Source organism: Rhizobium sophorae (assembly GCF_013087515.1).
In the GTDB taxonomy this organism is placed as follows: Bacteria; Pseudomonadota; Alphaproteobacteria; order Rhizobiales; family Rhizobiaceae; genus Rhizobium; species Rhizobium sophorae.
The window spans coordinates 26,329-50,469 of sequence record NZ_JABFCN010000020.1 but is presented as its reverse complement, the minus strand read 5'-3'; the positions used below and the strand labels follow the sequence as shown (position 1 = coordinate 50,469).

Here is a 24,141-nt window from a genome sequence, read left to right as displayed (position 1 = left end):
CGCAATGGCGCCCCTGACTCACTGGATGAACTTAACGATCAAGCCGCCTTCTGCGCTTCGATCTGAGCCGGAGCGACCGATGTTAAGGCAGGAGTGCTCTGGATCGAAATCTTCCTCGGTTTCAGGGCCTCCGGGATCTCCCGGAGTAGATCGATCGACAGAAGACCATTGCTCAGATCCGCGCCGTTCACCCGCACATGGTCGGCAAGCTCGAACCGGTGCTCGAACGGGCGCCCGGCGATGCCGCGATGCAGGTAGGCATCGACAGAGGCCTCCTGCTTCTTGCCGGTGACAGTCAGCAGGTTGGACTGGAAGGTGATGTCGAGGTCGTCCTGGGTGAAGCCCGCCACAGCAATGGAAATTCTATAGCTGTCATCGCCTATCTTGACGATGTCATAGGGCGGCCAGTCGCTGATCGAGCGGGCGCGCTGCGCGTTTTCGAGAAGATTAAAGACCCGATCGAAGCCGACGCTCGAGCGGAACAGCGGTGCATAGTCGTAAGATGTTGCCATAGCCATATCCTCCGTGAAGCAACATGGATACCGAAGCGCCGAAATACGGCGCTTCCAGCAAGGCCAGCTCTATCTTCAGCAACTGGCGAAAAACGATTTGGTTTTTGAAAATTTTGGATTCAAGATCCGTGGCGCGAAAAATTTCGTCCCCAGTAAGATCGGACGATTTTCGGCTTCATCCGCTCGCATTTTTGCAGGTGAAACGCCCCAGCCTATCTACGCGCCGACAAGTCTGCCTCATCGCCCCGTCAGTGGACAGATCGACTGATAACCCGGTGAGGATATGCAGCCTTGAACTGCGCCATCATCGCGCTGGCCTGCTGCAGCACACGTTCGGTCTTTTCAGGATTATCGCGAGCAAGCTCGTCGGCATTGACCCGCATTGCTTCTGCCATGCGGGCGGACATCATTGCGAACTTTCCTTCTCCGTAGACCAGCGCTTCTTTTGAGGCGGTCTCGAGCCACCGGGCAAAGTCGACGATGATCTCTTCGCGTTCATCGATGCCAACGCTCTTGATGATGTCGATATTCTCTTCCATGCAGGTGTCACTCCATACACAAACGGCGCACACACCGAGTTTAACGTCTCGGGCGGTCGATGAGCTAGGAAGCGGAAAAATCAAATTCAAGAGTTCAGTGAAGCTTGAACTCGCCCTCAACACGTCGCAATTCGTTCGGTCCGATCAGACGCTGGTGTGTATAGCGGACGGAGTGCAGCGGTCCGTCGAGGCTGTCGCGCCAGAAGTCCAGGAACTTGCGCATTTCGGGAAAATCAGGAGCGAGATCGTAGTCCTGCCAAACGTATGTTTGCAGGACGGATTCGAAATCGGGAATCCGGTAGAGGATATGCGCTGTGGTGAGACCGTAGCCGTTGAGCTGACACTCCAGATTCGATGAGAATTGCATGCTTCATCTCCGTTTCATGACACTGCCAAAGGTGGCGCAAAATCATGCAGGCAGCAACGATTTTCTAAACCATTCGATGCCGTTTATTGTTCCTTTCCAGCATGTTAGCAGCCAACGGCATCGAGTGCTAATTTTTTCTCCCGCCTCTCTTGAAATCAAAAAATCCCGAAAATAAATTTTCCCCGCGAACGCTCGAGTGAGGTTTCGCACCCGTCCGAATTGGTCGCCCGGTCCGGTAGGGGATTTTGCGTCATCTTTTTTGTCCAATGGAGGAAAACATGTCGTTCCGACCGCTTCATGATCGTATTCTTGTCCGCCGGGTCGAATCCGAAGAAAAGACCAAGGGCGGGATCATCATCCCTGACACTGTCAAGGAAAAGCCGCAGGAAGGCGAAGTCGTCGCCGTCGGCCCCGGCGCCCGCAACGAGGCCGGCCAGATCCAGGCGCTCGACGTCAAGGCTGGCGACCGCATTCTGTTCGGCAAATGGTCCGGCACCGAAATCAAGATCAACGGCGAAGACCTGCTGATCATGAAGGAAAGCGACATCTTGGGCATTATCGAAGCTCAGGCCGAGCAGAAGCGGGCCGCGTAATCACGCATTACCGCGCATCAGTCAAAAAGCTGCCTATTGAAGGAGTGAACAAATGGCTGCGAAAGAAGTCAAATTCAACACCGATGCCCGTGAACGCATGCTGCGTGGGGTCGATGTCCTTGCCAACGCCGTGAAGGTCACGCTCGGCCCAAAGGGCCGCAACGTTGTCATCGACAAGTCCTACGGCGCGCCGCGCATTACCAAGGACGGTGTTTCGGTCGCCAAGGAAATCGAACTGGAAGACAAGTTCGAGAACATGGGGGCACAGATGCTGCGCGAAGTGGCATCGAAGACCAACGATCTTGCCGGCGACGGTACCACCACCGCAACTGTTCTCGCCCAGGCAATCGTAAAGGAGGGCGCCAAGGCCGTTGCATCGGGCATGAACCCGATGGACCTCAAGCGCGGCATCGATATTGCCGTCGACGCTGTCGTCAAAGAATTGAAGACCAACGCGCGCAAGATCACCAGCAATTCCGAAATCGCCCAGGTCGGCACTGTCTCGGCCAACGGCGACGAGGAGATCGGCAAGTATCTCGCTGAAGCGATGGAAAAGGTCGGCAACGAAGGCGTCATCACCGTCGAGGAAGCCAAGACCGCCGAGACCGAGCTCGAAGTCGTCGAGGGCATGCAATTCGACCGCGGCTATCTCTCGCCCTACTTCGTGACCAACCAGGACAAGATGCGGGTCGAGTTCGAGGACCCCTATATCCTCATTCACGAAAAGAAGCTGTCGAACCTGCAGTCCCTGCTGCCGGTCCTCGAAGCGGTTGTTCAGTCGAGCAAGCCGCTCCTCATTATCGCTGAAGATGTCGAAGGCGAGGCGCTGGCGACGCTGGTCGTCAACAAGCTGCGCGGTGGTCTGAAGATCGCTGCCGTCAAGGCGCCGGGTTTCGGCGACCGCCGCAAGGCGATGCTCGAAGACATTGCCATCCTGACCGGCGGCACTGTCATCTCCGAGGACGTCGGCATCAAACTGGAGAATGTCACGCTCAACATGCTTGGCCGCGCCAAGAAGGTGGCGATCGAGAAGGAAAACACGACGATCATCGATGGCGTTGGTTCCAAGGCCGAGATCGACGGCCGTGTTGCCCAGATCCGGGCGCAGATCGAGGAGACCACCTCCGACTACGACCGCGAAAAGCTGCAGGAGCGGCTTGCCAAGCTCGCCGGCGGTGTCGCCGTTATCCGCGTCGGCGGCTCGACGGAAGTCGAGGTCAAGGAAAAGAAAGATCGCGTTGATGACGCCCTTCATGCAACCCGCGCGGCCGTCGAAGAGGGTATCCTGCCCGGCGGTGGCGTTGCGCTATTGCGCGCCGTCAAGGCACTCGACAATCTCAGCGTGGCCAACCAGGACCAGCGCGTCGGCATCGAGATCGTCCGGCGCGCTATCGAAGCCCCCGTGCGCCAGATCGCCGAAAACGCCGGTGCCGAAGGCTCCGTCATCGTCGGCAAGCTGCGTGAGAAGGCCGATTTCTCCTATGGCTGGAACGCCCAGACCGGCGACTATGGTGATCTCTATGCTCAGGGCGTCATCGATCCGGCCAAGGTCGTGCGGACCGCACTCCAGGATGCGGCCTCGGTCGCCGGTCTGCTGGTGACGACCGAGGCGATGATCGCCGAAAAGCCCAAGAAAGATGCCGCTCCCGCCCTGCCGGCTGGTGGCGGCATGGATTTCTAAAAAAGCAATCGGCAAGGCTCGCCCCAACCGCCATGGGGCGAGCCAATTGTGGAGTGTGTATGAGCTTGCCATCGAAAGAAGACGCACGCCTTTGCGCCGGCGTCGTCAAAGAGATTGCCCGAGCCAAAAGGATAACGGGTGACCCGGCCTCCGTCGGAGCGCTGACGACAACAGTCGCCAGATTGTTCAACAGGGGACTGCGAGACCGCGACGTCCTTCTGTCAGAGGCAATGACGATCGCCGACATACCGGCATCCCGTGGAGAGCGGGACGTGCTTTCCGGTGAGCTGCGGAACATCAACCCAGGTGCCATCGATTTATCCATGGAGCCAGAAAATGAGAGGGGACATCAACAGCAGTAACAGCCAGAACGGGGCCGTAGCAGCAATCAGCGCCGCTCATCTGCTGCATCCGGGCAAACATTTTGGTCATCCGCGCGACGTTCTTGCGGCCGACGAAATCGGCGGGGACGAGAAACGCGCCATTCTTGCGTCGTGGGCATCCGACATCTTCGCCATCGAATCCATTCCGGCCCTTCGCCTTTATCCCGGTACGGACAAGGCCGTCTCCTATGACGAGATCATCGAAGCGCTGAAGACGTTGGATCGGTCTGATAGGCTACCCGGAAAGCAGGACGCATCCAGTAACCAAGACAATCACAGGTGCCGTCGTCGCCGAGTTCAATCGCATCGGTTTGGCGGCCTTGGTCTGTGCAGCTATCGGAAAGGAGCCCGTCGCCAACAACCATTCGAGATATAGACGACTTTGCACCTGCCGCGTGCCTCTGGAGGACGCGAACATGATTTTTACCGTCGACTCTTTGCTCAACTGAGGAGGTTTTGCCGATGAAGATCGCTCAGATCGCACCGCTCGCCGAAAGCGTTCCGCCCAAGCTTTATGGTGGAACCGAGCGCATTGTTTCCTATCTCACTGACGCACTCGTCGCCCAAGGTCACGACGTCACACTTTTTGCCAGCGGAGATTCGATCACCGCGGCGAAGCTCGTGTCGTGCTCAGATGTGGCGCTCCGTCTTAATCCTGCCGTCAAAGATCACCTGCCGCATCAGGTTGTGATGCTGGAGGAAATTCGCCGGCGGGCGCACGAATTCGATGTGCTGCACTTCCACATCGATCTATTGCATTTCCCGCTGATCCGGGAGTTTGCCGACCGGACGGTCACGACGCTGCACGGCCGTCTTGACCTGCCGGACCTCAAGCCCTTCTACTCCGCTTTTCCCGATATCCCGCTGGTGTCGATCTCCAATGATCAGCGCCGCCCAATGCCGCCGGTCAACTGGTCAGGGACGGTCTATCATGGCCTCCCTCTCGACCTGCTGCCATTCACGGAAAAGCCCAAGGGCAACTATCTTGCTTTCCTTGGACGGATATCACCGGAAAAGCGGCCGGATCGTGCGATCGAAATCGCAACCAAGGTCGGAATGCCGCTGAAGATGGCCGCCAAGGTCGACAATGCCGACAGGGCCTACTGGGAGACGGTGATCGAGCCGATGGTGAGGCGCCATCCGAATGTCGAATTCATCGGTGAGATCAACGAGCATCAGAAGGCCGATTTCCTCGGCAACGCCGGCGCCTTGCTCTTCCCGATCGACTGGCCCGAGCCGTTCGGACTGGTGATGATCGAAGCGATGGCCTGTGGCACGCCCGTCATCGCGTTCGGATGCGGCTCCGTGCCGGAGGTCATCGACAACGGTGTCTCTGGAATCCTCGTCGACAGCGTGGCAGACGCGGCCGAGAACGTCGAATGGGCGCTCAAGATGGATCGAAAGAAAGTTCGCGCGACATTCGAGGCGCGTTTCAGCGCCGAGCGGATGGCACGGGACTATCTGGACATCTACCGGAATCTTCCCGGCGTGCGTACCAAGGCAGCCCCGCTCCGCCGTGCCAACGGTCAGGACCTTGATCTTCAGGTCGTGGCATAACCAGGAGGCCATCAGCATGTCGATCGCTTCTGTACACGACGCTTCCGCGCCTGCAGGCGGCCAGGCGCCGATCGCGCAGTTTTTTATTCCGGCCACAGCATCGCTGCAGGAGCGACGGCCGCGCACCCTGAAGCACGGCGACACATTCGCCGTCTTCGACCACAATGGTGACGCGCTTTCCGGGCCTGGCAGCCCGGAAGGCATTTTCCATCGGGGCACGCGGTACCTCTCCCATCTCCATCTGACGATCAATGGCAAGCGCCCGATGCTTCTCTCGTCGACGCTGCGCGACGACAATGCGACGCTGACCTGCGATCTCACCAATCCCGACCTCTTTGATGAGACGGGGAAGCTCACACTTGAGCATGATCTCATTCATATGCGCAGGACACGCTTTCTGTGGAATGCCGGTTGTTACGAGCGCTTGGCCGTAAGGAACTACGACGAGCGACGACAACAAGTGCGTATCGAAATTTCGTTCGGGGCGGACTTCGCCGATCTCTTCGAGGTTCGCGGAACCGTCAGGGCGAGGAGGGGCCGCCATCTTCCGTCCGTGATGGAACAGGATCGTGTTCTTCTCTCCTATATCGGCCTCGACGATCAGAAGCGCGTCACGCAGTTGTCCTTCGATCCCCGCCCAGACGAACTTGGGAGTGGTCATGTCATTTATGATCTTGATCTGGCTCCACATGAAACGCGGTCGCTGTTCATCCAGATCTGCTGCGACCAGGCCAACGACCGGCCTCTCGGCTACCAGTCTTTTTTTCTGGGCCTGCGGGATGCGCGCCGTGCATTGCGCTCCTCTTCCTCGCGCGCAGCATCGATCGTCACCTCCAACGAAATATTCAACGAAGCGGCGCGGCGCAGCGTCTCTGACCTCTACATGCTGATGACCGACAAGCCCGAAGGCCCGTACCCGTACGCTGGCATCCCCTGGTTTAGCACCGTTTTTGGCCGCGACGCGCTGATCACCGCGCTCGAAACCTTGTGGCTCGACCCACAGATCGCACGCGGTGTCCTTGGCCATCTGGCGGCAAACCAGGCGACGGAAGTCGATCCGGCTGCAGATGCCGAGCCTGGCAAGATCCTGCACGAAGTGCGCTATGGCGAAATGGCCAAATTGGGCGAGGTTCCCTTCCGCCGTTATTACGGCAGCATCGACTCCACGCCATTGTTTATACTGCTTGCAGGCGAGTACCTGAAGCGTACAGGCGACCTTGCCACAATCAATCGCCTTCTACCGAATATCGAGGCAGCCCTCACCTGGATCGACGAGCACGGCGATCGCGACGGTGATGGTTTCGTCGAATACGGGCGGCTGACGCAAGAAGGCTTAATCAATCAGGCCTGGAAGGACAGTCACGACTCGGTATTCCACGTCGATGGTTCGCTCGCCAAAGGCCCGATCGCTATCGCCGAGGTTCAGGCCTACGTCTACGGCGCCTGGCAGTCCGCAGCCGAGATATTCCGCTGGCTGGGTAGGCCAGAGCGTGCAGCGAAATTTCTGGCAAGGGCGGAAGGCCTTCGTCGGGCTTTCGATACGAGTTTCTTCGATGAGGAACTCGGCACCTTTGTGCTCGCGCTCGATGGGAATAAGCGGCCTTGCAGGGTCCGCTCTTCCAATGCCGGTCATGCCCTGTTTACCGGTATCGCCTATCCCGAGCGAGCCGTCCAGGTTGCCAGGACACTGATGAGCGCCTCGTCCTTCTGCGGTTGGGGCATCCGAACCATCGCCTCCACCGAGGCACGCTACAATCCGATGAGCTACCACAATGGCTCGGTTTGGCCGCATGACAATGCAATGATCGCCAGCGGTCTCGCCCGATATGGCTACCGGGCTGAAGCGGCGCGCATTTTTGAAGGGCTCTTTGCCTCGTCGACATATATCGACCTGCGCCGCCTTCCGGAACTCTTCTGCGGCTTGCCACGCCAGCGGGCTCAGGGACCGACCTTCTATCCTGTTGCTTGCTCTCCGCAGGCGTGGGCGGCCGCAGCACCGCTGCTTCTTCTGCAATCCTGCCTCGGCCTCGACTTCGAACCGAACGCCCTGCTCATCAGCTTCACGGAGCCGCAACTGCCCTCCTTCATGGATGAGGTGATCCTGCGACACCTGCAGGTCGGAAACGGCTCGGCCGACATTGCCTTACGCCGCTCGGGACGCAGCGTCGTGGTAGACACCCTCGGTCGACGGGGCGAGGTTCGCGTACTGACCACCGCTTAGGCAAGCCGCTTCCAGACAGGCGTCTTGCCTAGTCCAGTTCCTCGTCGTCTGAGACCAGAAGATCAACCAACAAGGCGATTCTGCCCGTGGGTGGCGGCCGTCGTTCATTCATCAACGCTTCGTCATTGTTGACCCATGCGAAAGCTTCCGCCAGTTCAGCCTGACTGGCACCAGTCGCCACCACTTCAGCTATCAAAGTTTCGTCGACAGGTCCGAGGATGTCGATGACGTCTTCGGAGGTCATTGTCATACCCATTGCTCCTTTTGTTTCATCGCAGGAATCTGGTGGCCCAAACAAAAAAATCAATTTTTCCACTGGTCAAATCCAAAGTTCTTGAAACTGCAAGCGATTGAATTATATTAATATTGTTCGATCGCCCAATGGGGATCGACAGGTCCAGGAGGCGCCATGTGCTCTTGGCGCCTCCTTGTATCCATGTTGCTTACAAGGAGGATATGGTTATGAGGACAAACCTCGATTTTTCTCCCCTGTTCCGGTCGAGCATCGGCTTCGACCGAATGCTGAACGTGCTCGAGGCTGCAAGCCGCGCCGACACGGTCGACAACTGGCCGCCCTACGACATCGTCAAGTCCGGGTGAGGACGCGTATCGCATTGCCATGGCTGTGGCGGGCTTCACGCAGGACGAACTGACGATCACGCAGGAGCAGAACATGCTCTTCGTGTCGGGCCAGAAGGCAAATGCTGACGATGTTCAGTATATGCATCGCGGCATCGCTGGCCGCTCGTTCCAGCGCCGGTTCGAAATTGCCGACCAGGTCAAGGTCGTCGGTGCTGGCCTCGTCAACGGTCTGCTGACCATCGATCTCAAGCGCGAAATCCCCGAAGAGATGAAACCGCGACAGATCGCGATCAGCACCGGCGAGGCGCTGCCTACGACTGAGACCAAGCAGATCGAAGCCAGCAAGGAAGCGGCTTAAGCCTTCCGTCAGTGCGAATGCCCGCAAAGGGCGCCGGGGATGCTCGGCGCCAGCAGCGAGGCTTTGCCGCCTGAACCACAAGATAAGGAGAAGAAACATGAGTGTTCGTGATTTGATTCCCTGGGGCCGGAGCAATGGCAATCAGGTTCCGGGTCTTCCGCGCGATGACGACCGTGATCCCTTCCTGTCGCTGCATCGCGAGGTAAACCGCCTGTTCGACGATGTCTTCCGCGGCTTCGGCTCCGGGTTGCCGTCGTTTGCGGGCCCCTCTGGCCTCAGTTCCGGCTGGCCGAGCGTCGAGATCTCCGACACTGACAAGGAGATCAGGATTACGGCGGAAGTACCCGGTCTGGAGGAGAAGGACATCGAGATTTTGCTCGATGACGGCGTGCTGACGCTGAAAGGCGAGAAGCGCTCGGAGACCGAAGACAAGGATCGCCAGTTTACTGAGCGCTACTACGGTCGCTTCGAGCGCCGTATCCCGCTCGGTGTCGAAGTCAGGGAAGACGAGGTCGATGCACGCTTCCGAAACGGCGTACTGACCGTAACCTTGCCCAAGGACGAGAAGGCGCAATCACAGGTCAAGCGCATCGCGATCAAACATTAAGGAAAAAGCCGGAGGAAGCCCTCCGGCTTTTTTCTGCGTCAGTCTGTTAGAAACGAAGGAAGAACCATGTCTGCGTTCGTAAGGCTCATCAGGCCATTGATCATCGTCTTTACCGTCTCCCTGCTCATTGGCGGCTTTCCCGCGCAGGCGCAGTTCGTTCCCGGGATCGGCGGCAGCGTGCCGACGCTTGCTCCGATGCTGGAGAAGGTAACGCCGGCAGTCGTCAACATCTCGGTTGTCTCACAGGCGCCCGAAGAGGATAACCCGCTGTACAGTGACCCCTATTTTCGACGGTACTTCAACCTTCCGGATAAGCCTCAGGCGGAACCTCGTCTGAGCGCCGGATCGGGGGTTATTGTCGATGCGACGCGGGGCTACGTGTTGACGAACCACCATGTCGTCGCCAATGCCCGTAAGATCCTCGTGACGCTCAAGGATGGAAGGCGGCTGGATGCAAAGCTTGTCGGCTCCGACAAGGGTACCGATATCGCAGTGCTCCAGATACCGGCTCGCAATCTGACAGCGTTGCCTTTTGGGGATTCAGACGCATTGCGCGTCGGCGATTATGTAGTGGCGATCGGCAATCCGTTCGGCCTCGGGCAGACTGTTACATCGGGCATCGTCAGCGCACTTGGCCGAAGCGGTCTCAGCCGCGAAGGTTATGAGGATTTTATCCAGACGGACGCTTCAATCAATCCAGGCAACTCGGGTGGAGCGCTTGTTACGTTTGACGGGCGGCTTGCCGGTATCAACTCCGCGATCCTCAGCCCGGCTGGCGGTAACATCGGGATCGGCTTTGCCGTGCCGAGTAAGATCGCAAGATTGGTGATGACCCAGCTGATCCAACATGGCGAGGTCGTTCGCGGCAAGCTGGGCGTTGCGATCCAGGATATTGATTCCGATATGGCAGCTTCGCTCGGACTGGATGACGCGGGCGGCGCACTTATTGCGGCGGTAGAGCAGGGATCTCCGGCCGCTGGTGCTGGTTTGAAACCGGGCGACGTGGTGGCGGCTGTCGATGGTCGGCCGGTTCATGGGGCTGCTGATCTGCGCAATCGCATCGGGCTGACGCCCGTTGGCTCGCAAATCGAGCTAACTGTCAGGAGCGGTGGCTTGGAGCGTACGGTTAAGGCACGCGTGAGCGGATCCTAGAAGCCGGTCGTGGCTACCGTGTCTTCGTTGCGGGTCTTCGCTGCGCATGTTTTTACGCCGCGGTCCGGACAAGCCCGCCCGCTAGATTCTGTAAGGTCAGTCGCCGGATTGACGGACGGCTGGCTGCCGGCCCTCTTGCGATGCCGTCGTGCCCGCCACGGCGAGACCACCCCTCCAAACAATGAGCATACCAGGCGAAGGCGCGTCCGCGCCGGCGCCAGTTCGCGCACGGCTTGACCGGTTAAAAGGGTAGCCGCAGGAGGGTTAGCAAAGCGCCGCTCGCAACGAGCGGAACCCGGGACCAACTGCCCCCGGCAAGCCGTTCCGCTTGGGCGCACCCGTGGGCTCCCTCGCCTCACCGACCCGGCCGCGCCAACGACCTCGCGATATCGACGATGTCGTCGCGCGAGGCGGTCGGGTCCTCCTTGTTCCAGGCGACACCAAGCCCGATCCGGAAGTCGATGCCTCTCACCGCCTTCAGCTCGAAGGCCCGGTTCGGCAAGCCCTCGGTCCATTCCGGCGCAAAGCCGATGCCAAGGCCGGCCGAGACCAGCGACACCAGCGAATAGGTGTCGTCGCAGCTATAGGCGATATTGCGGGTCAGATCGTATTCCTCGAACTTCTCGTTGAAGTACCGCTCGGTATAGGAGAGGTTCTGGCGATTGAAGGCGATGATCCTTTCCGGACGCAGATCGTCAATGGAAATCTCCGCCTGATCCGCCAGGCGGTTGGTCCTGGCGACCGCCAGCAGGTAGCGCTCATGGGCGATCGAGGAGAAGCGCAACGAACCGATGTTTTCCACCGGTCTGATGAAGCCGAGATTGATCTGGCCGTTTTCCAGGCCGCGGATGATGTCGCCGGTGTTGCCGCTCGATATATGGATGCGGATATCCGGGTATTTGCGGGCGATCTTTGAAAGAAACGCCGGCAGCACGCCGGTGGTGGCCGGATAGACGGTGCCGATCCTGATCTGCCGGATCGTCTTGCCGGCTACCGCCCTGGTGATCTCGGCCGACAGATCGACCTCGCTCAGGATCCCGACGCAGCGCTCGTGGAAGATCTCCCCTGCCCTGGTCAGTTCCACCCGCCTGGTCGAGCGGATGAACAGCGCACAGCCGAGTTCCCGCTCCAGTGCCTGCACATGATTGCTGAGCGCCGGTTGGGCGATGCGCACCTTGGCGGCCGCCCGGCCGAAGTGCAGTTCCTCGGCCACCGCGACGAAGTAGGAGAGCTGACGTAGTTCCATGGGGTTCCTCGATCGACGTGAGGATTAAGCACATTATCTGAATTTAAGATAACTGGAAATCAGATATAATCGAAGACCCCATCTTAGGCAAGGTGGGTGAACGTGGCGAAGACGCTCGGCACGGAAAGGCATAGAGCGCTGATAGCGCTGCTGGTCGAGAAGCGGGAGGCATCAGGTCTCACGCAGACGGAGCTTGCTGACAAACTTGGCGAATACCAGTCGTTTGTCGCCCGATTGGAGAGCGGCCAACGTCGCGTCGACGTGATCGAGTTCCTCGAGCTGGCGAGAATACTAAACTTTGATCCTTTGGACGCCCTGGGCCGACTTGCTAAGGAGTAGGCCGCTGAATTCTGCTGCGCGAGCACTTGTCTGGGACGATTTGCCAGCTGAACCGCGACTCATTGCGACCTAGCGGTTATCGACGGAGCCTTTAGCAAGAGAATTGGTCTTGAAGAGATGCGCGCCGCAAACCCGTGATCTCATTGGTGCGGCGTAACGGCTATTTATGGAACTCGCTCAATCAATCCGCCCAAGTCGCGCGTCGCTACAAGGCCACTTTTTACACTAGTGTTCGCACTCAGCCACGCTTCCCGAACGTATGCTCTGCCGCCGGAAAGCGCCGCGAGATAAAAAGATAAAAGGGTGGCGAAGCCGAAGCAGCGGTACATGTCTCGAGGCCTCAGATCTCCTCCCTCGGGTGGGAGGTATTCTGCACAGGCGGAGGAAAGCCCTGCATGATTGCCCTTTCCAAAGACTTGACGGGATTGGTGACGTAATATGAGCTTTCAGCCGGCATCGGCCTGCCGCTCGTTCAGCGTGTTTTTCGATGCGTTCGGGAGTAAGAACGAACGCTGGCACGCCTGGTGGAGCACGGCCAGTCCAAGGAGAGTTGTCACGAGAGCTTCTTTGCAGGTCACCGCTTGGCTTCATGCCGGTCGAGGGCTTCGGGCTTCACCGCCTCTAGTCGACGAACGTTACGTCTATGCGACCGCGATGCTGGATGGCTTCCATTCTGGAGCCAGGCGCATATCATGACCAGTTGAGCTAGCTGAAATCTCAATATCTTCCAAACAAACGCGACAAGGTGCATTTTTGTGCGAGTGCCAAATTGCTGTCTTCCGCTTTACGACAAATCCCCGAAGACTTCCCTCATCGCTTTTAGAACCAGAACCGCAGAGGCCGCGCCTGGGTCGACATGGCCAAGTGAGCGCTCGCCCAACCGAGCCGCGCGGCCGCGCACCGCGACCATCGAGCGCGTTGCCGCCGCGCCGGCCTCACCTGCCGCGACAACCTCATGCCAAAATTCCGGAGGCCTGACCTCTCGGGCAAGTGCAATGCTGCCTGCCTCGGCGGCCGGAATCCAGGTGTCGAGCATCGTCTTGTCGCCACGCTGGCCTTTCCCGCGTTCCTGTATGCCAAGCGTTATCGCCTGCAACATGGCGACTTGGCCTGCAGCATCCAAAGACGGGCGGCATTCCAGCGCCTTTGCTGCGCGCAAAAACGCTGTCGCATAAAGAGGGCCGGTCGACGCCCCGACGGCATTGAGGAACACCGAAGCGGCAATCGTCATCACAGCCGAAGGCGTCATGTCGTCGAGATCGGAGCGTGCCAGTTCGCTGGCGACGGCACCAAAGCCAAGCAGCATGGTGATGCCGTGGTCGGCGTCGCCAATCGCGCCGTCAAGCTCGGTCAGGTAATCCTTCTCCGCCGCGATCAGGCTGGACAGCCGGTTGAACATTCGGTTGAGCTTGCGCGCATCGGTTTCTGCCACTGTTTCTCCTGCTCATTCAAAACGCGCCCAGGCCACCGAACGCACTCGTTTTCTACGTTACCTTCAAGACCGCAGTGTCGCAGGGATGATGGAGGAGTTCCGTCAGCTCCTGATCGAGTTCCATGATCGAAATCGAAGCCCCGACCATGTCGAGCGATGTACAATAGTGCCCAACCCAATTGGCTTCGATGACTATGCCCTTTGCGCTTAAGCGCTGCTCGGCGCGTCGGAACAGAATGTAAAGCTCCATCATCGGCGTCGCTCCGAACGAGTTGACGAGGACGGCGACGCGGCTGCCTTTGCCGGCCTTCATCTCGACGAATATCCGGTCCATCACCCTGTCGACGATCTCATCGGCGCTGATCATCTTCTCGCGCATGACGCCCGGCTCGCCATGGATGCCCATGCCGAACTCGATATCCTCCGCGCCGATCTCGAAATTCGGGCGCTGAGTCTGCGGCATGGAGCAAGGCTCGAGCGCCACGCCGACCGTGTAGGTCCGCAGGTTGGCCTTACGGGTCACGGCTTCGCAGACATCGAGCGAAAGACCGCGATCACAGGCGGCGCCAGCAATCTTGAACGTGAAGAAATTGCCGGCCACGCCGCGCCGCCCGTCACGGTCCTCGATCGGCGACGAGGTGATGTCGTCGGTGGTCAGGACCGTTCGAACGGGAATTCCCGCCGTCTCGGCCAGCTCAGCCGCCATCTCGAAATTCATCACGTCTCCGGCATAATTGCCATACACGAAGAGAACGCCTGAGCCGCCGGAGGCAGCCTTCGCGCAGTGCAGGATGGGGATGGGAGGCGGAGAGGAAAAAATGTTGCCGATTGCAACGGCATCGGCCAGACCCTTGCCGACATAGCCTAAAAATCCCGGTTCGTGTCCGGATCCACCGCCGATGACCAGGCCGACCTTGCCCGGTCTCGGGCCATCTCGCGCAACCAGCGCACGATTCGACTTGTCGACCGGCGAGAGATACTTGCGATGCGCGCGGACCACGCCATCCAACATCTCCTCGACCACTTTGTCCGGATCGTTGAGGAATTTCTTCACGCGTGTACGAGCCGCCGACGGCAGCGGTGTCTGGCTGTCCGGCCTCAGGCGCGGCGGCGGCCGTTGATCGATCTCAGTCACGCCGTCGGCATTCAGAATGCCACGGCCTGTCGCTGCGTCCGTGATCAGCACATTGACATAGCCGCCACGCAGGGCCGCAAGAATGGCCGGCACCTTGTCAAAACCGCCGGCGGCGGCGATGCGCAGATCGACATTCTTCAGCATCTCCAGCGAAATGCCGATGGTGCATTCATCAAGAGGTCCCGAGATTGGCCGGCCGTAGCCATCGATGAACCGGCCGGAGACGACACCGACCGCGCCTTTGGCAAGATAGTCCTGCAGCGAGACGGATTCGAAAAAGCCGCTGGTGTGGATCGTGGAATTCGGCCGAAGCGACGAGACACCGAACAGCATCTTGTTGGCGCCCGCAAGCGCCTGAAACTGGCTTTCGATCAGCGGCTCGTGCAGGAATGCCTCGCGGACGATATTGCTTGAGACGATTGCCGGTGCCGACAGGTTGATCAGTTTGCCATGAACGCCATTGGCGAGGGCGGCGGCGCAGAGCTCTGGCGTATAGGCAAAACTTGCACGTGTGCCGCCGGTCGCCTGGACGACCGTCACATCCTGCAAGCCGCCAATCTCGGCACGCTCGGCGATCGCCATCACCGTTCGTCCCCAGGACACGGCGATCGTGTCACCTGATTTGACGAGACGATGCAGCGCCTGGGCTCCGGCAACGCCGATTCGGTCGATCAGCGGCCTCGCTGTATCCTCGCTCGGCACGACAAGACAGTCAGCCAGACCGAAATGGCGCTTCAGCGCCTGCGCCACGGTGAGCGAAGCAAGACGGGCCGGTTCGATGGCAATGTTGACGATGCCGCGCTCGCGGGCTTCGGCCAGGTAGCTGTTCACGGTGGCGCGCGAGATGCCCATGACGTCGGCGATATCGCCTTGGGTCATGCCATCTTCGTAGTAGAGCCAGCAGGCCCAGACATAGGGATCGTCGCCATATCGCAGCGGCATCGCATCGGGCGTAAGCGCGATGTCATTCTTGTTTGCGCCCGCCTTGCGCGCCTGTTGGGTCTTGACCGCCGTCACTCTGAAACGAACTCCCGCTGACTGTTGTCCAGACGATGCCGCCAATGCCGCGCATTTGCAACGGGGCGGCCGAAGGCGCGGCATGCGGCCCGCCGCCATGGGGCGGACCGCATTGTCTTGGGAGACAAGGTTTGCGGCGTGAGGCCGGTCAGGCTGCCTGCAATCTGTCGGCAATGCCGATCGAAAGCGCTGTCAGAATGATGGCGCAGGAGGTCGCGCCCGCATCCAGCACGCCGAGAGAGCGATCGCCTAGACGGCTCGCTCTGCCAATCTTGGCGACCAGATTGATGGTCGAATCGCGGCCTTTTTCCGCGGCCTCCGAGAGAGTGGACAGCGCTTCCGCAAAAGACTTCCCCTCGGCCGTCGCACCGTCGAAAGCCTCGACGGCAGGTACGAAGGCGTCGATCAGCGTCTTGTCGCCGACCTTTGCCGAGCCGATCGACTGGATGCCCTCGAGTCCCGCATGCAGCATCCGGCTGAACAGGGCAGCGTCGACGACATCCTTGCCCTCGATGGTCTCACCGAATTCGGTGAACATGACGCCGTAGAGCGGCCCCATCGACCCGCCGATTTCGGTCATCAGCAATGTGCCGAGAAGCTCGAACGCCGCGGCGAGCGAGGCATCCTGGCCCTTCAGCCGCTCCGCTGCCATGCCGAAACCCTTGGCCATGTTCACCCCGTGATCGCCATCGCCGATCTTGCCGTCGATCTCGCTCAGATAGGCGCGGTTCTCGACGATGCGGTCGGCGATGGACAGCACGATCACGCCCGACGAACTGTTCTTGAAAGTCTGCATGGCGGCACTCCTCACAGCAAAATGGTGCAGGCAACGTCGAGGTCGAGAAGCGGCTTGGTCTCTGTATCGAGCGCAAATACAGTCAAGGTCGCGCCAACCATCTCGAGCGAAGTGAAATAGTTGCCGACGTAGGTCTTGTAGACGACAAGGCCGCGCTTGGTGATTTCGCTCTCGATCGTGTCGTTGAGAATATAGAGCTCGTTCAACGGCGTGGCGCCGAGGCCCGAAACCAGAACGGCAACCTCGGTGCCTTCTGGAAGATCATGGTCGTCGAGCACGATCTTGCACATGTCCTTTGCGACCTCCTCGGCCCTCTTCAGCGGCTCGACGCGTACGCCGGGCTCGCCGTGGTGGCCGATGCCGACTTCCATCGTGCCGGGCTCGATCTGGAAGTTCGGATGGCCGACGGCCGGGAGTGTGCAGGGGCCGAGACCCACGCCGATCGAGCGGCAATTATCGATCGCCTTCTGCGCAGCCGCCTGGACTTCCTGAAGCGTTCCGCCCTGCGTCGCCCTGGCGCTGCCGATCTTCCACATGAATATCTCGCCGGCCACACCACGGCGCTTTTCGCGCTCGGAAAATGGTGCCGAGCACACGTCATCGTTTGCGACCACGGTCGCGACGTCGATGCCGTCCTTGGCGGCGAGCTTTGTCGCCATCTTCACGTTCATGTTGTCGCCGGCATAATTGCCGTAGAGGCAGACGACGCCGGCGCCGCCATCGGCCGCCCGGATGGCGTCATGGAAGCTCTTGGCCGTCGGCGATGAAAACAGCTCCCCGACCGCGACCGCATCCAGCATGTTCTTGCCGGTATAGCCCATGAAACCGGGCTCATGGCCCGAGCCGCCGCCGGTGACGATGCCGACCTTGCCTTTGACCGGCGCGTTCTTGGCGACGACGACGCGCGGATTTTCGGCAATCCGGAGGATATCGGAATGAGCCTTGACGAAGCCCTTGAGTGTATCCTCGACGACGAGGTCAGGATTATTGACGAACCTCTGCATGGAATTTCCTTTTAGTATCCGGGCGTTTTAGCTCAGAGAATGGTGTAACCGCCGTCGATCAGGAGATCGGCTCCGTTGATCATGTTCGCGCCATCTGACACGAGGAAGACGGCAGCGGCTGCGATTTCTTCGGGATAGGCAAAACGGCCGGTCGGGATGCGCTTTTTGGCGGCCTCGCCCTTTTCGCCGGCCCAGGCCTTCTTGCCGAGCTCGGTGAGGACGACCGTCGGCGAGACCGTGTTGACCGTGATGCCATGCTTGCCCCATTCGGCTGCAAAGGTCTTCGACATGCCGATGACACCGAATTTCGAGGCGCAATAGGCGACATGCTCCTCGATGGCGACAGTGCCCGCCTGAGATGCCAGATTGAGAATCTTGCCGCCTCTGCCGACGGCGATCATCGCGCGGCCGACGGCCTGCGTGACGAGGAAGGTGCCCGTGAGATTAATGTTGATCGTCTTGTGCCAATAATCGAGCGGCAGGTCTTCGGCCGGCGCAAGGAAGACGACACCGGCGCTGTTGACCGCGATATCGATACTGCCGAAAGCGGCGATCACATCGTCGATGGCACGGTTGACGGAGTCAGGCTGCGAGACGTCGCAGACGAATGCCTTGGCGCCGCCGCCCAGTGACGCAGCCTTGGCGCTGGCGATCTCGGCATTGATATCGAGCACGGCAACTGTCGCGCCCTTGGCGGTCAGGGCATCGCAGATCGCCGAACCGATGCCGGATGCAGCGCCCGTCACGACGGCGATCCTGCCGGTCAGGGGAAAATTCAAATCGATCTGAGGGGCAATATCAGTCATCTTTTCATGCCTTCTGGTTGGTGTGGCGAGGGCGGCGCAAAGCCGCCCTGGCCTCGTCGATGTTACTTGCGCGATTCCAGCAACTTATCGGCATTTTCGGCAGTGACCGGAGTCCAGGGAACCAGATAGTCCTTCTCGGCACCGTCGGCCCACTTCATGTCAGGATACTGCGTCCAGATCGGCGATTCCGGCTTGTAGTCCTTCTTCGCAGCCTTGATGGCGACGTCGAGCGCACCCTGAGCCTGCGCATTGGCGTCCTGGAGGATCGAGGCCATCTCACCGCGCTTGACGGAGTTGATCGCGTCGGTCACGCCATCGACGCCGGCAATGGCGAAATCGCTGAGCTTCATGTTCGCAGCCTTGATGGCTTCGATCGCGCCGAGCGCCATTTCATCGTTCTGACCGATGACGCCGTTGATCTGACCCGGATGAGATGTCAGCCAGTTTTCCATCAGCGTCTGGGCTTCGGCGCGCGACCAATTGGCGGTCTGCTTTTCCAGAACCTTGACGTCGGGGCATGCCTTCAGGGCCTTTTCGTTGCCTTCGAGGCGCTGGATCTGGCCGGACTGGCCGATCGGGCCTTCGAGAATGACGAGATTGCCCTTGCAACCCATCTTGTCGAGAACGGCCTTGGCTTCGAGCTCGCCGGCTTCGACGTCGTTTGACCCGACATACGAGGTCAGCAGATCGGAGTTAACACGGGCGTTGGAGCCAACAACCGGGATGCCGGCGTCGTGTGCAGCCTGAACAGCGGCAGCTCCTGCCTCGACATCCATCGGCACGAATATGATGGCGTCGAACTTCTGCGTGATCATCGTATTGAACTGTTCCTGCTGGACCAGCGCATCATAACGGCCGTCGAAAACAGTCAGGTCAACTTCGCCGCTCTTGACAGCCGGGTGCTGCTTCAGGGCAGCCGACCAGATCTGCATGAACTCGGCGTTGAGACCGTAGGTCGTCGCACCGATTTTCAGCTTCTTGTCCTGCGCCATGGCTGGCACCAACAGGATCGCCACGCTGGCGATGAGTGCGAGCACGAGTTTCTTCATGTGTTTCTCCTCCATAGAGATTGTCCGGTCGTCGTTTTGACGCGCGGTGGCTGCACGGATCACCTCCTGTGATCCGAATAGTTTGGTCAAAGACCCTGATTTCGCTTCTGATCCAGCATGACGGCGCCGACGATGAGCGCGCCTTTGAGCACCTGCTGGTAGTAGGATTGGATGCCGAGCAGATCGAGGCCATTGTTCATGACGCCGATGATCAGGGCGCCGATCAGCGTGCCGGTCACGCGGCCGACACCACCAGAAAGGCTCGTTCCGCCGATGACGACGGCTGCGATCGCGTCCAGTTCGTAGGCGATGCCGGCCTGTGGCAGGGCGGAGCCGGTGCGCGCCGAGAGCATCATGCCAGCCAGGCCCGCCAGCGCGCCCGAAATGCAGTAAACGACGAAGCGGATGCGGGTGACATTGATGCCCGAAGTCTTTGCCGCATGTGGATTACCGCCCACAGCATAGATATAGCGGCCGAAGCGCGTACGGTTGAGAATCCACCAGGATACGATGAAGACCACGGCCAGGATGACAACTGGCATCGGCACGCCGAGGATATTGCCGGTGCCGATCCAGCGGAATTCGGGCGTCAGCGCAGGAACCGGCTTTCCGCCGCCATAGATCAGCGTCAGGCCGCGCGCGGCTGAGAGCATGCCCAGTGTTGCGACGAAGGCTGGTACCGCGAAACGCGAGACGATGAAGCCGACGACGACACCGCAGGCGAGACCGACGGCAAAGCCGGCCGCAAGGGCAATCAGAGCCGGATAAGGCGCGCCGGGCACGCCTGCCGTCGCCGATGTTGTTGCGAGACTTGCGCTGACGATGCCAGCGAAGGCAACGACCGAGCCAACCGAAAGGTCGATGCCGCGGGTCAGGATGACGAAGGTCATGCCGATCGCCAGCACGCCGTTGATCGAGGTCTGCAACAGCACGTTGGAAATATTGCCGGCCGTTAGGAAATATTCGTTTGAGACGGAGAGGATCACCGACAGCAGCAGGAAGGCGAGAAAGATGCCGTATTCCTGGATGAGCAGTCTGCGGCGATCCGAACTGAACCAGCCCGTCGTCGGTTTGTTATCTGTGAGGGACACTGTTTCTAACCTCTTCCCATGCCGATCCGTATTTAAGAAATTTGCCGCCTGCCGATCACGTCGACAGATGCACGAGCGCCTGGGCGTCGGTGTCTGACCGCGGATAGACGCCGGCGGACCGGCCATTGCGCATGACGAGGATGCGATCGGACATACCGAGCACCTCGTCGATCTCCGATGAAATCATCACCACGGTGCCGCCCTGGGCCGCGAATTCACAGATGATCCGATAGATCTCGCGCTTGGCGCCGACATCGACGCCGCGTGTCGGCTCGTCGAGCAGCAACACCTTCGGATTGCGCAGGAACCACTTGCCGAGCACGACCTTCTGCTGGTTGCCGCCGGACAGGCCAGACACCGACATCGTGTCACGGGCAGCCTTGATGCCGAAATGCTGGATCATCTGCTGGCTTGCGGACTGCTCGTTGCGCCGCTGCATGACGAAGCCCGGGCTGAATTCCGGCAAGCTCGCCATCGCAATATTGCCCCTGACGCTGTCGCTGAGATTGAGTCCGGTCAGCTTGCGGTCTTCCGTGACGAAGGCAAGCCCGTGCGCCATCGCTTCCGCCGGCTTGGTCACGGAAATCGCCTGGCCGTCGAGCCTGATCTCGCCCTCATCCATCCGGTCAAGCCCGAAGAGGCAGTTGAAGATCTCGGAACGTCCGGAGCCCATCAGGCCGTAGATGCCGAAGATCTCGCCCTTGTTGACGGAAAAGGAGATGTCCTCGACCTTGCCTGCTGCTGTCAGGCCAGAAACTTCGAAGCCTGTGACCTCGGTCGGTACATTCGTCTTGATATACTCTTCCGCCAGCTCGCGCCCGACGATCATGCGAATGAGGCTCGGGCGATCGATATCGGCAAGATTGCCGCTGTCGATATAGGAGCCATCGCGAAACACGGTGTAGGCATCGGCGATCTGGAAGATCTCCGACAGGCGGTGCGAGACGTAGACCACGCCCTTGCCCGCAACCTTGAGTCGCTTGATCGTCTTGAAGAGTTGCTGGGCTTCCTTCTCGCCGATCGCGGAGGTCGGTTCGTCCATGAAGATGACTTCGGCGTCATGGCTGAGCGCCTTGGCAATCTCGACCAGTTGCATCTGCGCAACCGAGAGATTCATCATGAACTGCGTCGGGCGAATGTTGAACTCAAGCTGCTCCAGGAGCCGCTGTGCATTCTGGTTCATCGTCTTGAAGTCGATGCCGCCGAAACGGCCTGACGGCTCCCGCCCGAGATAGATGTTCTCGGCGACCGTCATGTGCGGGATCGGGCTGAGTTCCTGCTCGATAATGGCAATGCCCGAAGCGAGCGCGGCGGCGGGGCTGGAAAACTCCACCTCTTCGCCGCGCCGGCGGATCGAGCCGGCATCGCGGTCGTGAATGCCCATGAGGATTTTCAGGAACGTGGACTTGCCGGCGCCGTTTCCGCCGCAAAGGGCATGCACCGAGCCTGCTTTCAGCTGAAAGCGTCCGTCGCGCAGCGCCGCAACGCCTCCGAACGATTTCTTGAGCCCTTCGACATTGAGAAGATATTCCACATCAACTCCTCCCGCGATCGGCCACTTTATCATGGCTTGATCCTACACCCACGCCACCTCCGGTGACGCGAACTCGACAAGTGTCAATTAGGTTTCGACAAATGTCAATCATACTCACATTTTTCTCGGAGTCTGCTCCACTTGATCGGGCTAAATGTTGATTTGGATGGCCCGCCGCTCGGTATTTTCACATCTTTGCACGTCGGAAACGAGCCTCGGATCGGCGAGATCCAAGCCGATCTGAAGACGTGGGGTTTGCAGTGCCAGTCAGCAAAAGGCCGCCGGGGAAAGACGGGTTTCCCAGCGTTGAAAATACACAGTCTTCGCCCGAGGTGGCCGCTTTAACGACGATTGACCGAAACCGCCAGGATGATGATCGCCCCTTTGATCACCTCTTGAATGCTCGTCGATAGCCCCATGACGAGCAACCCGAAGCCGAGAATACCGATAAAGATCGCACCCACTACCGAGCCGACAATCGATCCGTAGCCCCCAAAAAGGCTCGTCCCGCCGATGATGACGGCGGCGATCACGTCCAGGTCAAGACCGGCGCCCAGGCTTGGATTACCCGCTGTCGAGCGGGCCGCAAGCATCATTCGACATTCGGCGGCCCGCGCCGCAACCGCCTTTTCATCGCAGCCACGAAGTCACTCAATTCCGTCTATGTCGGCGCCGTAGGCGTTCAGCGGCCATGACTTTCAATGGTGACGTTTGTTCGTCCACCGCAAATAACAGGATGCGTCGCTGGGAGGAATGCTACGTTGGTGAAAGGCATGTCCATCCGCCGATGGATGCCGCATAATGACGGAGAGTTCCCGTGATCGAAGCCGCATCCTTCGGGTTTTGCGCCGTTGCGGCCTCACGCCATCGTCAGTCTTGTGCAATATTGCTAAGTGCTTTCAGGACTACGTCCTGAACCCGGATCGCGGCAGCCGATTGTTTCGATCAGTGCTTTCGCGCATTACGACCTCAAAACCGAGATCGACAATCTTCTCGCCGCTATTGTCGTCATCCAGCCGGCGGCGGAGCCTCGTGACCGCCTCGTAGCCGGATTCCCAGCGCGGGGTATGCACGCTGGTGATCGCCGGATAGGCGGCCTCCATGACCTCGAAATCGTTGAACCCGGCAATGCCCATGTCCTGAGGTACGCGCCGGCCCTGCTGCATGCACTCGAACAGCGAACCGAGCGCCATGACATCGTTGTTGCAGAACACCGCATCGATTTCCGGTTCCGCTTCGATCATGTCCGCCAGCAGTCGGCGCGCGGCGAGCGGCGTGACGAAGCGGCGCGCTTCGGAACTTGCACCGCCACGTGGCTGATGGGTCGTGTCGATTGGTGTGATGAGACGGGGATTGAAGAGGCCCGCTTCCGTCAGCACGTCGCGAAGGCCGGCAAGGCGCGACAGCGATCGGCCATTCATCCAGCCGGCGACGAAGCCGATATTGCGATAGCCGGATTCTAGAAGATGCTCAGTGATCGCACGGCCGGCCTGATAATGGGAGAAGCCGATGATCGTGTCGATCGGATCCTCGCTCAGATCCATGATCTGGATGACCGGGCAGCCTGCCTCTTTCAGCATAAGTCGCGAGGCCTCGTTCTGGTCGGTACCGGAGATGATCATGCCGGCCGGCTTCTGACGCAGCATCTGGGCGATCAGCCGCTCCTCTTCCTCCGGATAGTATCGGGTGTTGCCGATCTGCACATGAAGGTCGGTGCCTTCGACGCCATCATAGATGCCGCGCAACACATCCGAGAAGATGTTTTGCGTCAGCGAGGGAACGAGCACGCCGATCACGTCCGTTCGGATCGAGGCAAGCGCGCGGGCGCTGAGGTTGGGAATGTAGTTCAACTGGCGGACCGCATTGTCGATGCTTTCCCGCAAGGATGCCGATACCAGCGACGGATCGCGCAGCGCACGCGAGACCGTGATCGCGCCGACGCCGGCGAGGCGTGCGACATCGGCGATCGTGGGACGTCCGTCGGTCCGGCGGCTGCGCAAGATATCTCCCCCCGTGACGTGAAGTCGACGGCCTGATCGCTCCTTCCCAAGAAAGCCTGGCGGAGTCAACCGGAAGGGCAGGAGCAGTCCACGCACTTTTCCGCATCGCGGAATTCTCGCCGAAGAGCCGAGACGTGAGC

Annotated in this window: 23 protein-coding genes and 3 pseudogenes; 11 read left to right on the top strand and 15 right to left on the bottom strand. The window is 59.8% G+C overall.

Annotation, left to right across the window (positions count from 1 at the left end; all coding sequences use genetic code 11):
- Positions 1-38: 38 nt before the first annotated feature.
- The 3 genes from G9X64_RS12300 to G9X64_RS12290 all read right to left on the bottom strand — a co-directional run bounded on the left by G9X64_RS12300 (position 39) and on the right by G9X64_RS12290 (position 1,418).
- Positions 39-512 (bottom strand): Hsp20 family protein, encoded by a 474-nt coding sequence (locus tag G9X64_RS12300; protein ID WP_168317544.1) that lies wholly within the window; start codon positions 510-512, stop codon positions 39-41.
- Positions 513-760: 248 nt separating this feature from the next.
- The gene (locus G9X64_RS12295) at positions 761-1,051 is read right to left on the bottom strand and encodes a hypothetical protein (protein WP_168317546.1); all 291 of its coding nucleotides are present in this window, start codon (positions 1,049-1,051) and stop codon (positions 761-763) included.
- Between the two features lie 94 nt (positions 1,052-1,145).
- On the bottom strand, positions 1,146-1,418 hold the full coding sequence (locus G9X64_RS12290; RefSeq protein WP_171376647.1) for an usg protein: 273 nt from the start codon (positions 1,416-1,418) through the stop codon (positions 1,146-1,148).
- 278 nt (positions 1,419-1,696) lie between these two features.
- Between G9X64_RS12290 and groES the strand changes: the two genes are divergently transcribed.
- The 6 genes from groES to G9X64_RS12260 all read left to right on the top strand — a co-directional run bounded on the left by groES (position 1,697) and on the right by G9X64_RS12260 (position 7,853).
- Positions 1,697-2,011: a co-chaperone GroES gene (groES, locus tag G9X64_RS12285; protein ID WP_171376646.1), complete on the top strand. Its 315-nt coding sequence runs from the start codon at positions 1,697-1,699 to the stop codon at positions 2,009-2,011.
- 52 nt (positions 2,012-2,063) lie between these two features.
- On the top strand, positions 2,064-3,692 hold the full coding sequence (groL, locus tag G9X64_RS12280) for a chaperonin GroEL (RefSeq protein WP_171376645.1): 1,629 nt from the start codon (positions 2,064-2,066) through the stop codon (positions 3,690-3,692).
- Positions 3,693-3,751: 59 nt separating this feature from the next.
- Positions 3,752-4,054 carry a hypothetical protein gene (locus G9X64_RS12275; RefSeq protein ID WP_171376644.1) on the top strand — a complete coding sequence of 101 codons (303 nt, stop codon included), beginning with the start codon at positions 3,752-3,754 and terminating at the stop codon, positions 4,052-4,054.
- Positions 4,029-4,451 (top strand): hypothetical protein, encoded by a 423-nt coding sequence (locus G9X64_RS12270; protein WP_171376643.1) that lies wholly within the window; start codon positions 4,029-4,031, stop codon positions 4,449-4,451. Before G9X64_RS12275 ends, G9X64_RS12270 begins: the two co-directional genes overlap by 26 nt.
- 86 nt (positions 4,452-4,537) lie before the next feature.
- Positions 4,538-5,632, top strand: a complete 1,095-nt coding sequence (locus G9X64_RS12265; RefSeq protein ID WP_171376642.1) for a glycosyltransferase family 4 protein — start codon at positions 4,538-4,540, stop codon at positions 5,630-5,632.
- A 16-nt stretch (positions 5,633-5,648) separates the two neighbouring features.
- Positions 5,649-7,853 carry an amylo-alpha-1,6-glucosidase gene (locus tag G9X64_RS12260; protein ID WP_171376641.1) on the top strand — a complete coding sequence of 735 codons (2,205 nt, stop codon included), beginning with the start codon at positions 5,649-5,651 and terminating at the stop codon, positions 7,851-7,853.
- Positions 7,854-7,881: 28 nt separating this feature from the next.
- On the opposite strand, the gene G9X64_RS12255 is transcribed toward G9X64_RS12260, so the two are convergent.
- Positions 7,882-8,103 (bottom strand): hypothetical protein, encoded by a 222-nt coding sequence (locus G9X64_RS12255; protein WP_171376651.1) that lies wholly within the window; start codon positions 8,101-8,103, stop codon positions 7,882-7,884.
- A gap of 212 nt (positions 8,104-8,315) precedes the next feature.
- Between G9X64_RS12255 and G9X64_RS12250 the strand changes: the two are divergent.
- The 3 genes and pseudogenes from G9X64_RS12250 to G9X64_RS12240 all read left to right on the top strand — a co-directional run.
- Positions 8,316-8,793, top strand: a pseudogene (locus G9X64_RS12250) (Hsp20 family protein).
- A 97-nt stretch (positions 8,794-8,890) separates the two neighbouring features.
- Positions 8,891-9,400, top strand: a complete 510-nt coding sequence (locus tag G9X64_RS12245; protein WP_113335427.1) for an Hsp20/alpha crystallin family protein — start codon at positions 8,891-8,893, stop codon at positions 9,398-9,400.
- Positions 9,401-9,466: 66 nt separating this feature from the next.
- A pseudogene (locus G9X64_RS12240) lies at positions 9,467-10,543 on the top strand (Do family serine endopeptidase); the annotation flags it as partial.
- Positions 10,544-10,907: 364 nt separating this feature from the next.
- Here the strand turns inward: G9X64_RS12240 and G9X64_RS12235 are convergent.
- Positions 10,908-11,798, bottom strand: coding sequence for a LysR family transcriptional regulator (locus G9X64_RS12235; RefSeq protein ID WP_171376639.1), 891 nt, complete (start codon positions 11,796-11,798; stop codon positions 10,908-10,910).
- A 96-nt stretch (positions 11,799-11,894) separates the two neighbouring features.
- On the opposite strand from G9X64_RS12235, the gene G9X64_RS12230 reads away from it, so the two are divergent.
- The gene (locus G9X64_RS12230) at positions 11,895-12,137 is read left to right on the top strand and encodes a helix-turn-helix domain-containing protein (RefSeq protein WP_051320218.1); all 243 of its coding nucleotides are present in this window, start codon (positions 11,895-11,897) and stop codon (positions 12,135-12,137) included.
- Positions 12,138-12,921: 784 nt separating this feature from the next.
- Here G9X64_RS12230 and dhaL (G9X64_RS12225) read toward each other — a convergent pair.
- The 9 genes from dhaL (G9X64_RS12225) to G9X64_RS12185 form a co-directional block, all read right to left on the bottom strand.
- Positions 12,922-13,569 carry a dihydroxyacetone kinase subunit DhaL gene (gene dhaL / locus G9X64_RS12225; RefSeq protein ID WP_168317573.1) on the bottom strand — a complete coding sequence of 216 codons (648 nt, stop codon included), beginning with the start codon at positions 13,567-13,569 and terminating at the stop codon, positions 12,922-12,924.
- A gap of 52 nt (positions 13,570-13,621) precedes the next feature.
- Positions 13,622-15,646, bottom strand: coding sequence for a bifunctional sugar-binding transcriptional regulator/dihydroxyacetone kinase subunit DhaK (locus G9X64_RS12220; protein ID WP_246270945.1), 2,025 nt, complete (start codon positions 15,644-15,646; stop codon positions 13,622-13,624).
- Between the two features lie 223 nt (positions 15,647-15,869).
- Entirely contained in the window at positions 15,870-16,517 is a 648-nt protein-coding gene (gene dhaL, locus G9X64_RS12215; protein WP_171376637.1) for a dihydroxyacetone kinase subunit DhaL, read from the bottom strand.
- 11 nt (positions 16,518-16,528) lie between these two features.
- On the bottom strand, positions 16,529-17,521 hold the full coding sequence (locus G9X64_RS12210) for a dihydroxyacetone kinase subunit DhaK (RefSeq protein ID WP_171376636.1): 993 nt from the start codon (positions 17,519-17,521) through the stop codon (positions 16,529-16,531).
- Positions 17,522-17,553: 32 nt separating this feature from the next.
- On the bottom strand, positions 17,554-18,327 hold the full coding sequence (locus G9X64_RS12205; RefSeq protein ID WP_171376635.1) for an SDR family oxidoreductase: 774 nt from the start codon (positions 18,325-18,327) through the stop codon (positions 17,554-17,556).
- Positions 18,328-18,389: 62 nt separating this feature from the next.
- On the bottom strand, positions 18,390-19,376 hold the full coding sequence (locus G9X64_RS12200; RefSeq protein WP_171376634.1) for a substrate-binding domain-containing protein: 987 nt from the start codon (positions 19,374-19,376) through the stop codon (positions 18,390-18,392).
- A gap of 86 nt (positions 19,377-19,462) precedes the next feature.
- Positions 19,463-20,467 carry an ABC transporter permease gene (locus G9X64_RS12195; protein ID WP_171376633.1) on the bottom strand — a complete coding sequence of 335 codons (1,005 nt, stop codon included), beginning with the start codon at positions 20,465-20,467 and terminating at the stop codon, positions 19,463-19,465.
- A 55-nt stretch (positions 20,468-20,522) separates the two neighbouring features.
- Positions 20,523-22,001, bottom strand: coding sequence for a sugar ABC transporter ATP-binding protein (locus G9X64_RS12190; protein WP_171376632.1), 1,479 nt, complete (start codon positions 21,999-22,001; stop codon positions 20,523-20,525).
- Between the two features lie 341 nt (positions 22,002-22,342).
- Entirely contained in the window at positions 22,343-22,597 is a 255-nt protein-coding gene (locus G9X64_RS12185; RefSeq protein WP_171376631.1) for an ABC transporter permease subunit, read from the bottom strand.
- A gap of 3 nt (positions 22,598-22,600) precedes the next feature.
- Between G9X64_RS12185 and G9X64_RS36545 the strand changes: the two are divergent.
- A pseudogene (locus G9X64_RS36545) lies at positions 22,601-22,696 on the top strand (SMP-30/gluconolactonase/LRE family protein); the annotation flags it as partial.
- Between the two features lie 210 nt (positions 22,697-22,906).
- Here the strand turns inward: G9X64_RS36545 and G9X64_RS12180 are convergent.
- Positions 22,907-24,001 carry a LacI family DNA-binding transcriptional regulator gene (locus G9X64_RS12180; RefSeq protein WP_210259655.1) on the bottom strand — a complete coding sequence of 365 codons (1,095 nt, stop codon included), beginning with the start codon at positions 23,999-24,001 and terminating at the stop codon, positions 22,907-22,909.
- Positions 24,002-24,141 lie beyond the last annotated feature (140 nt).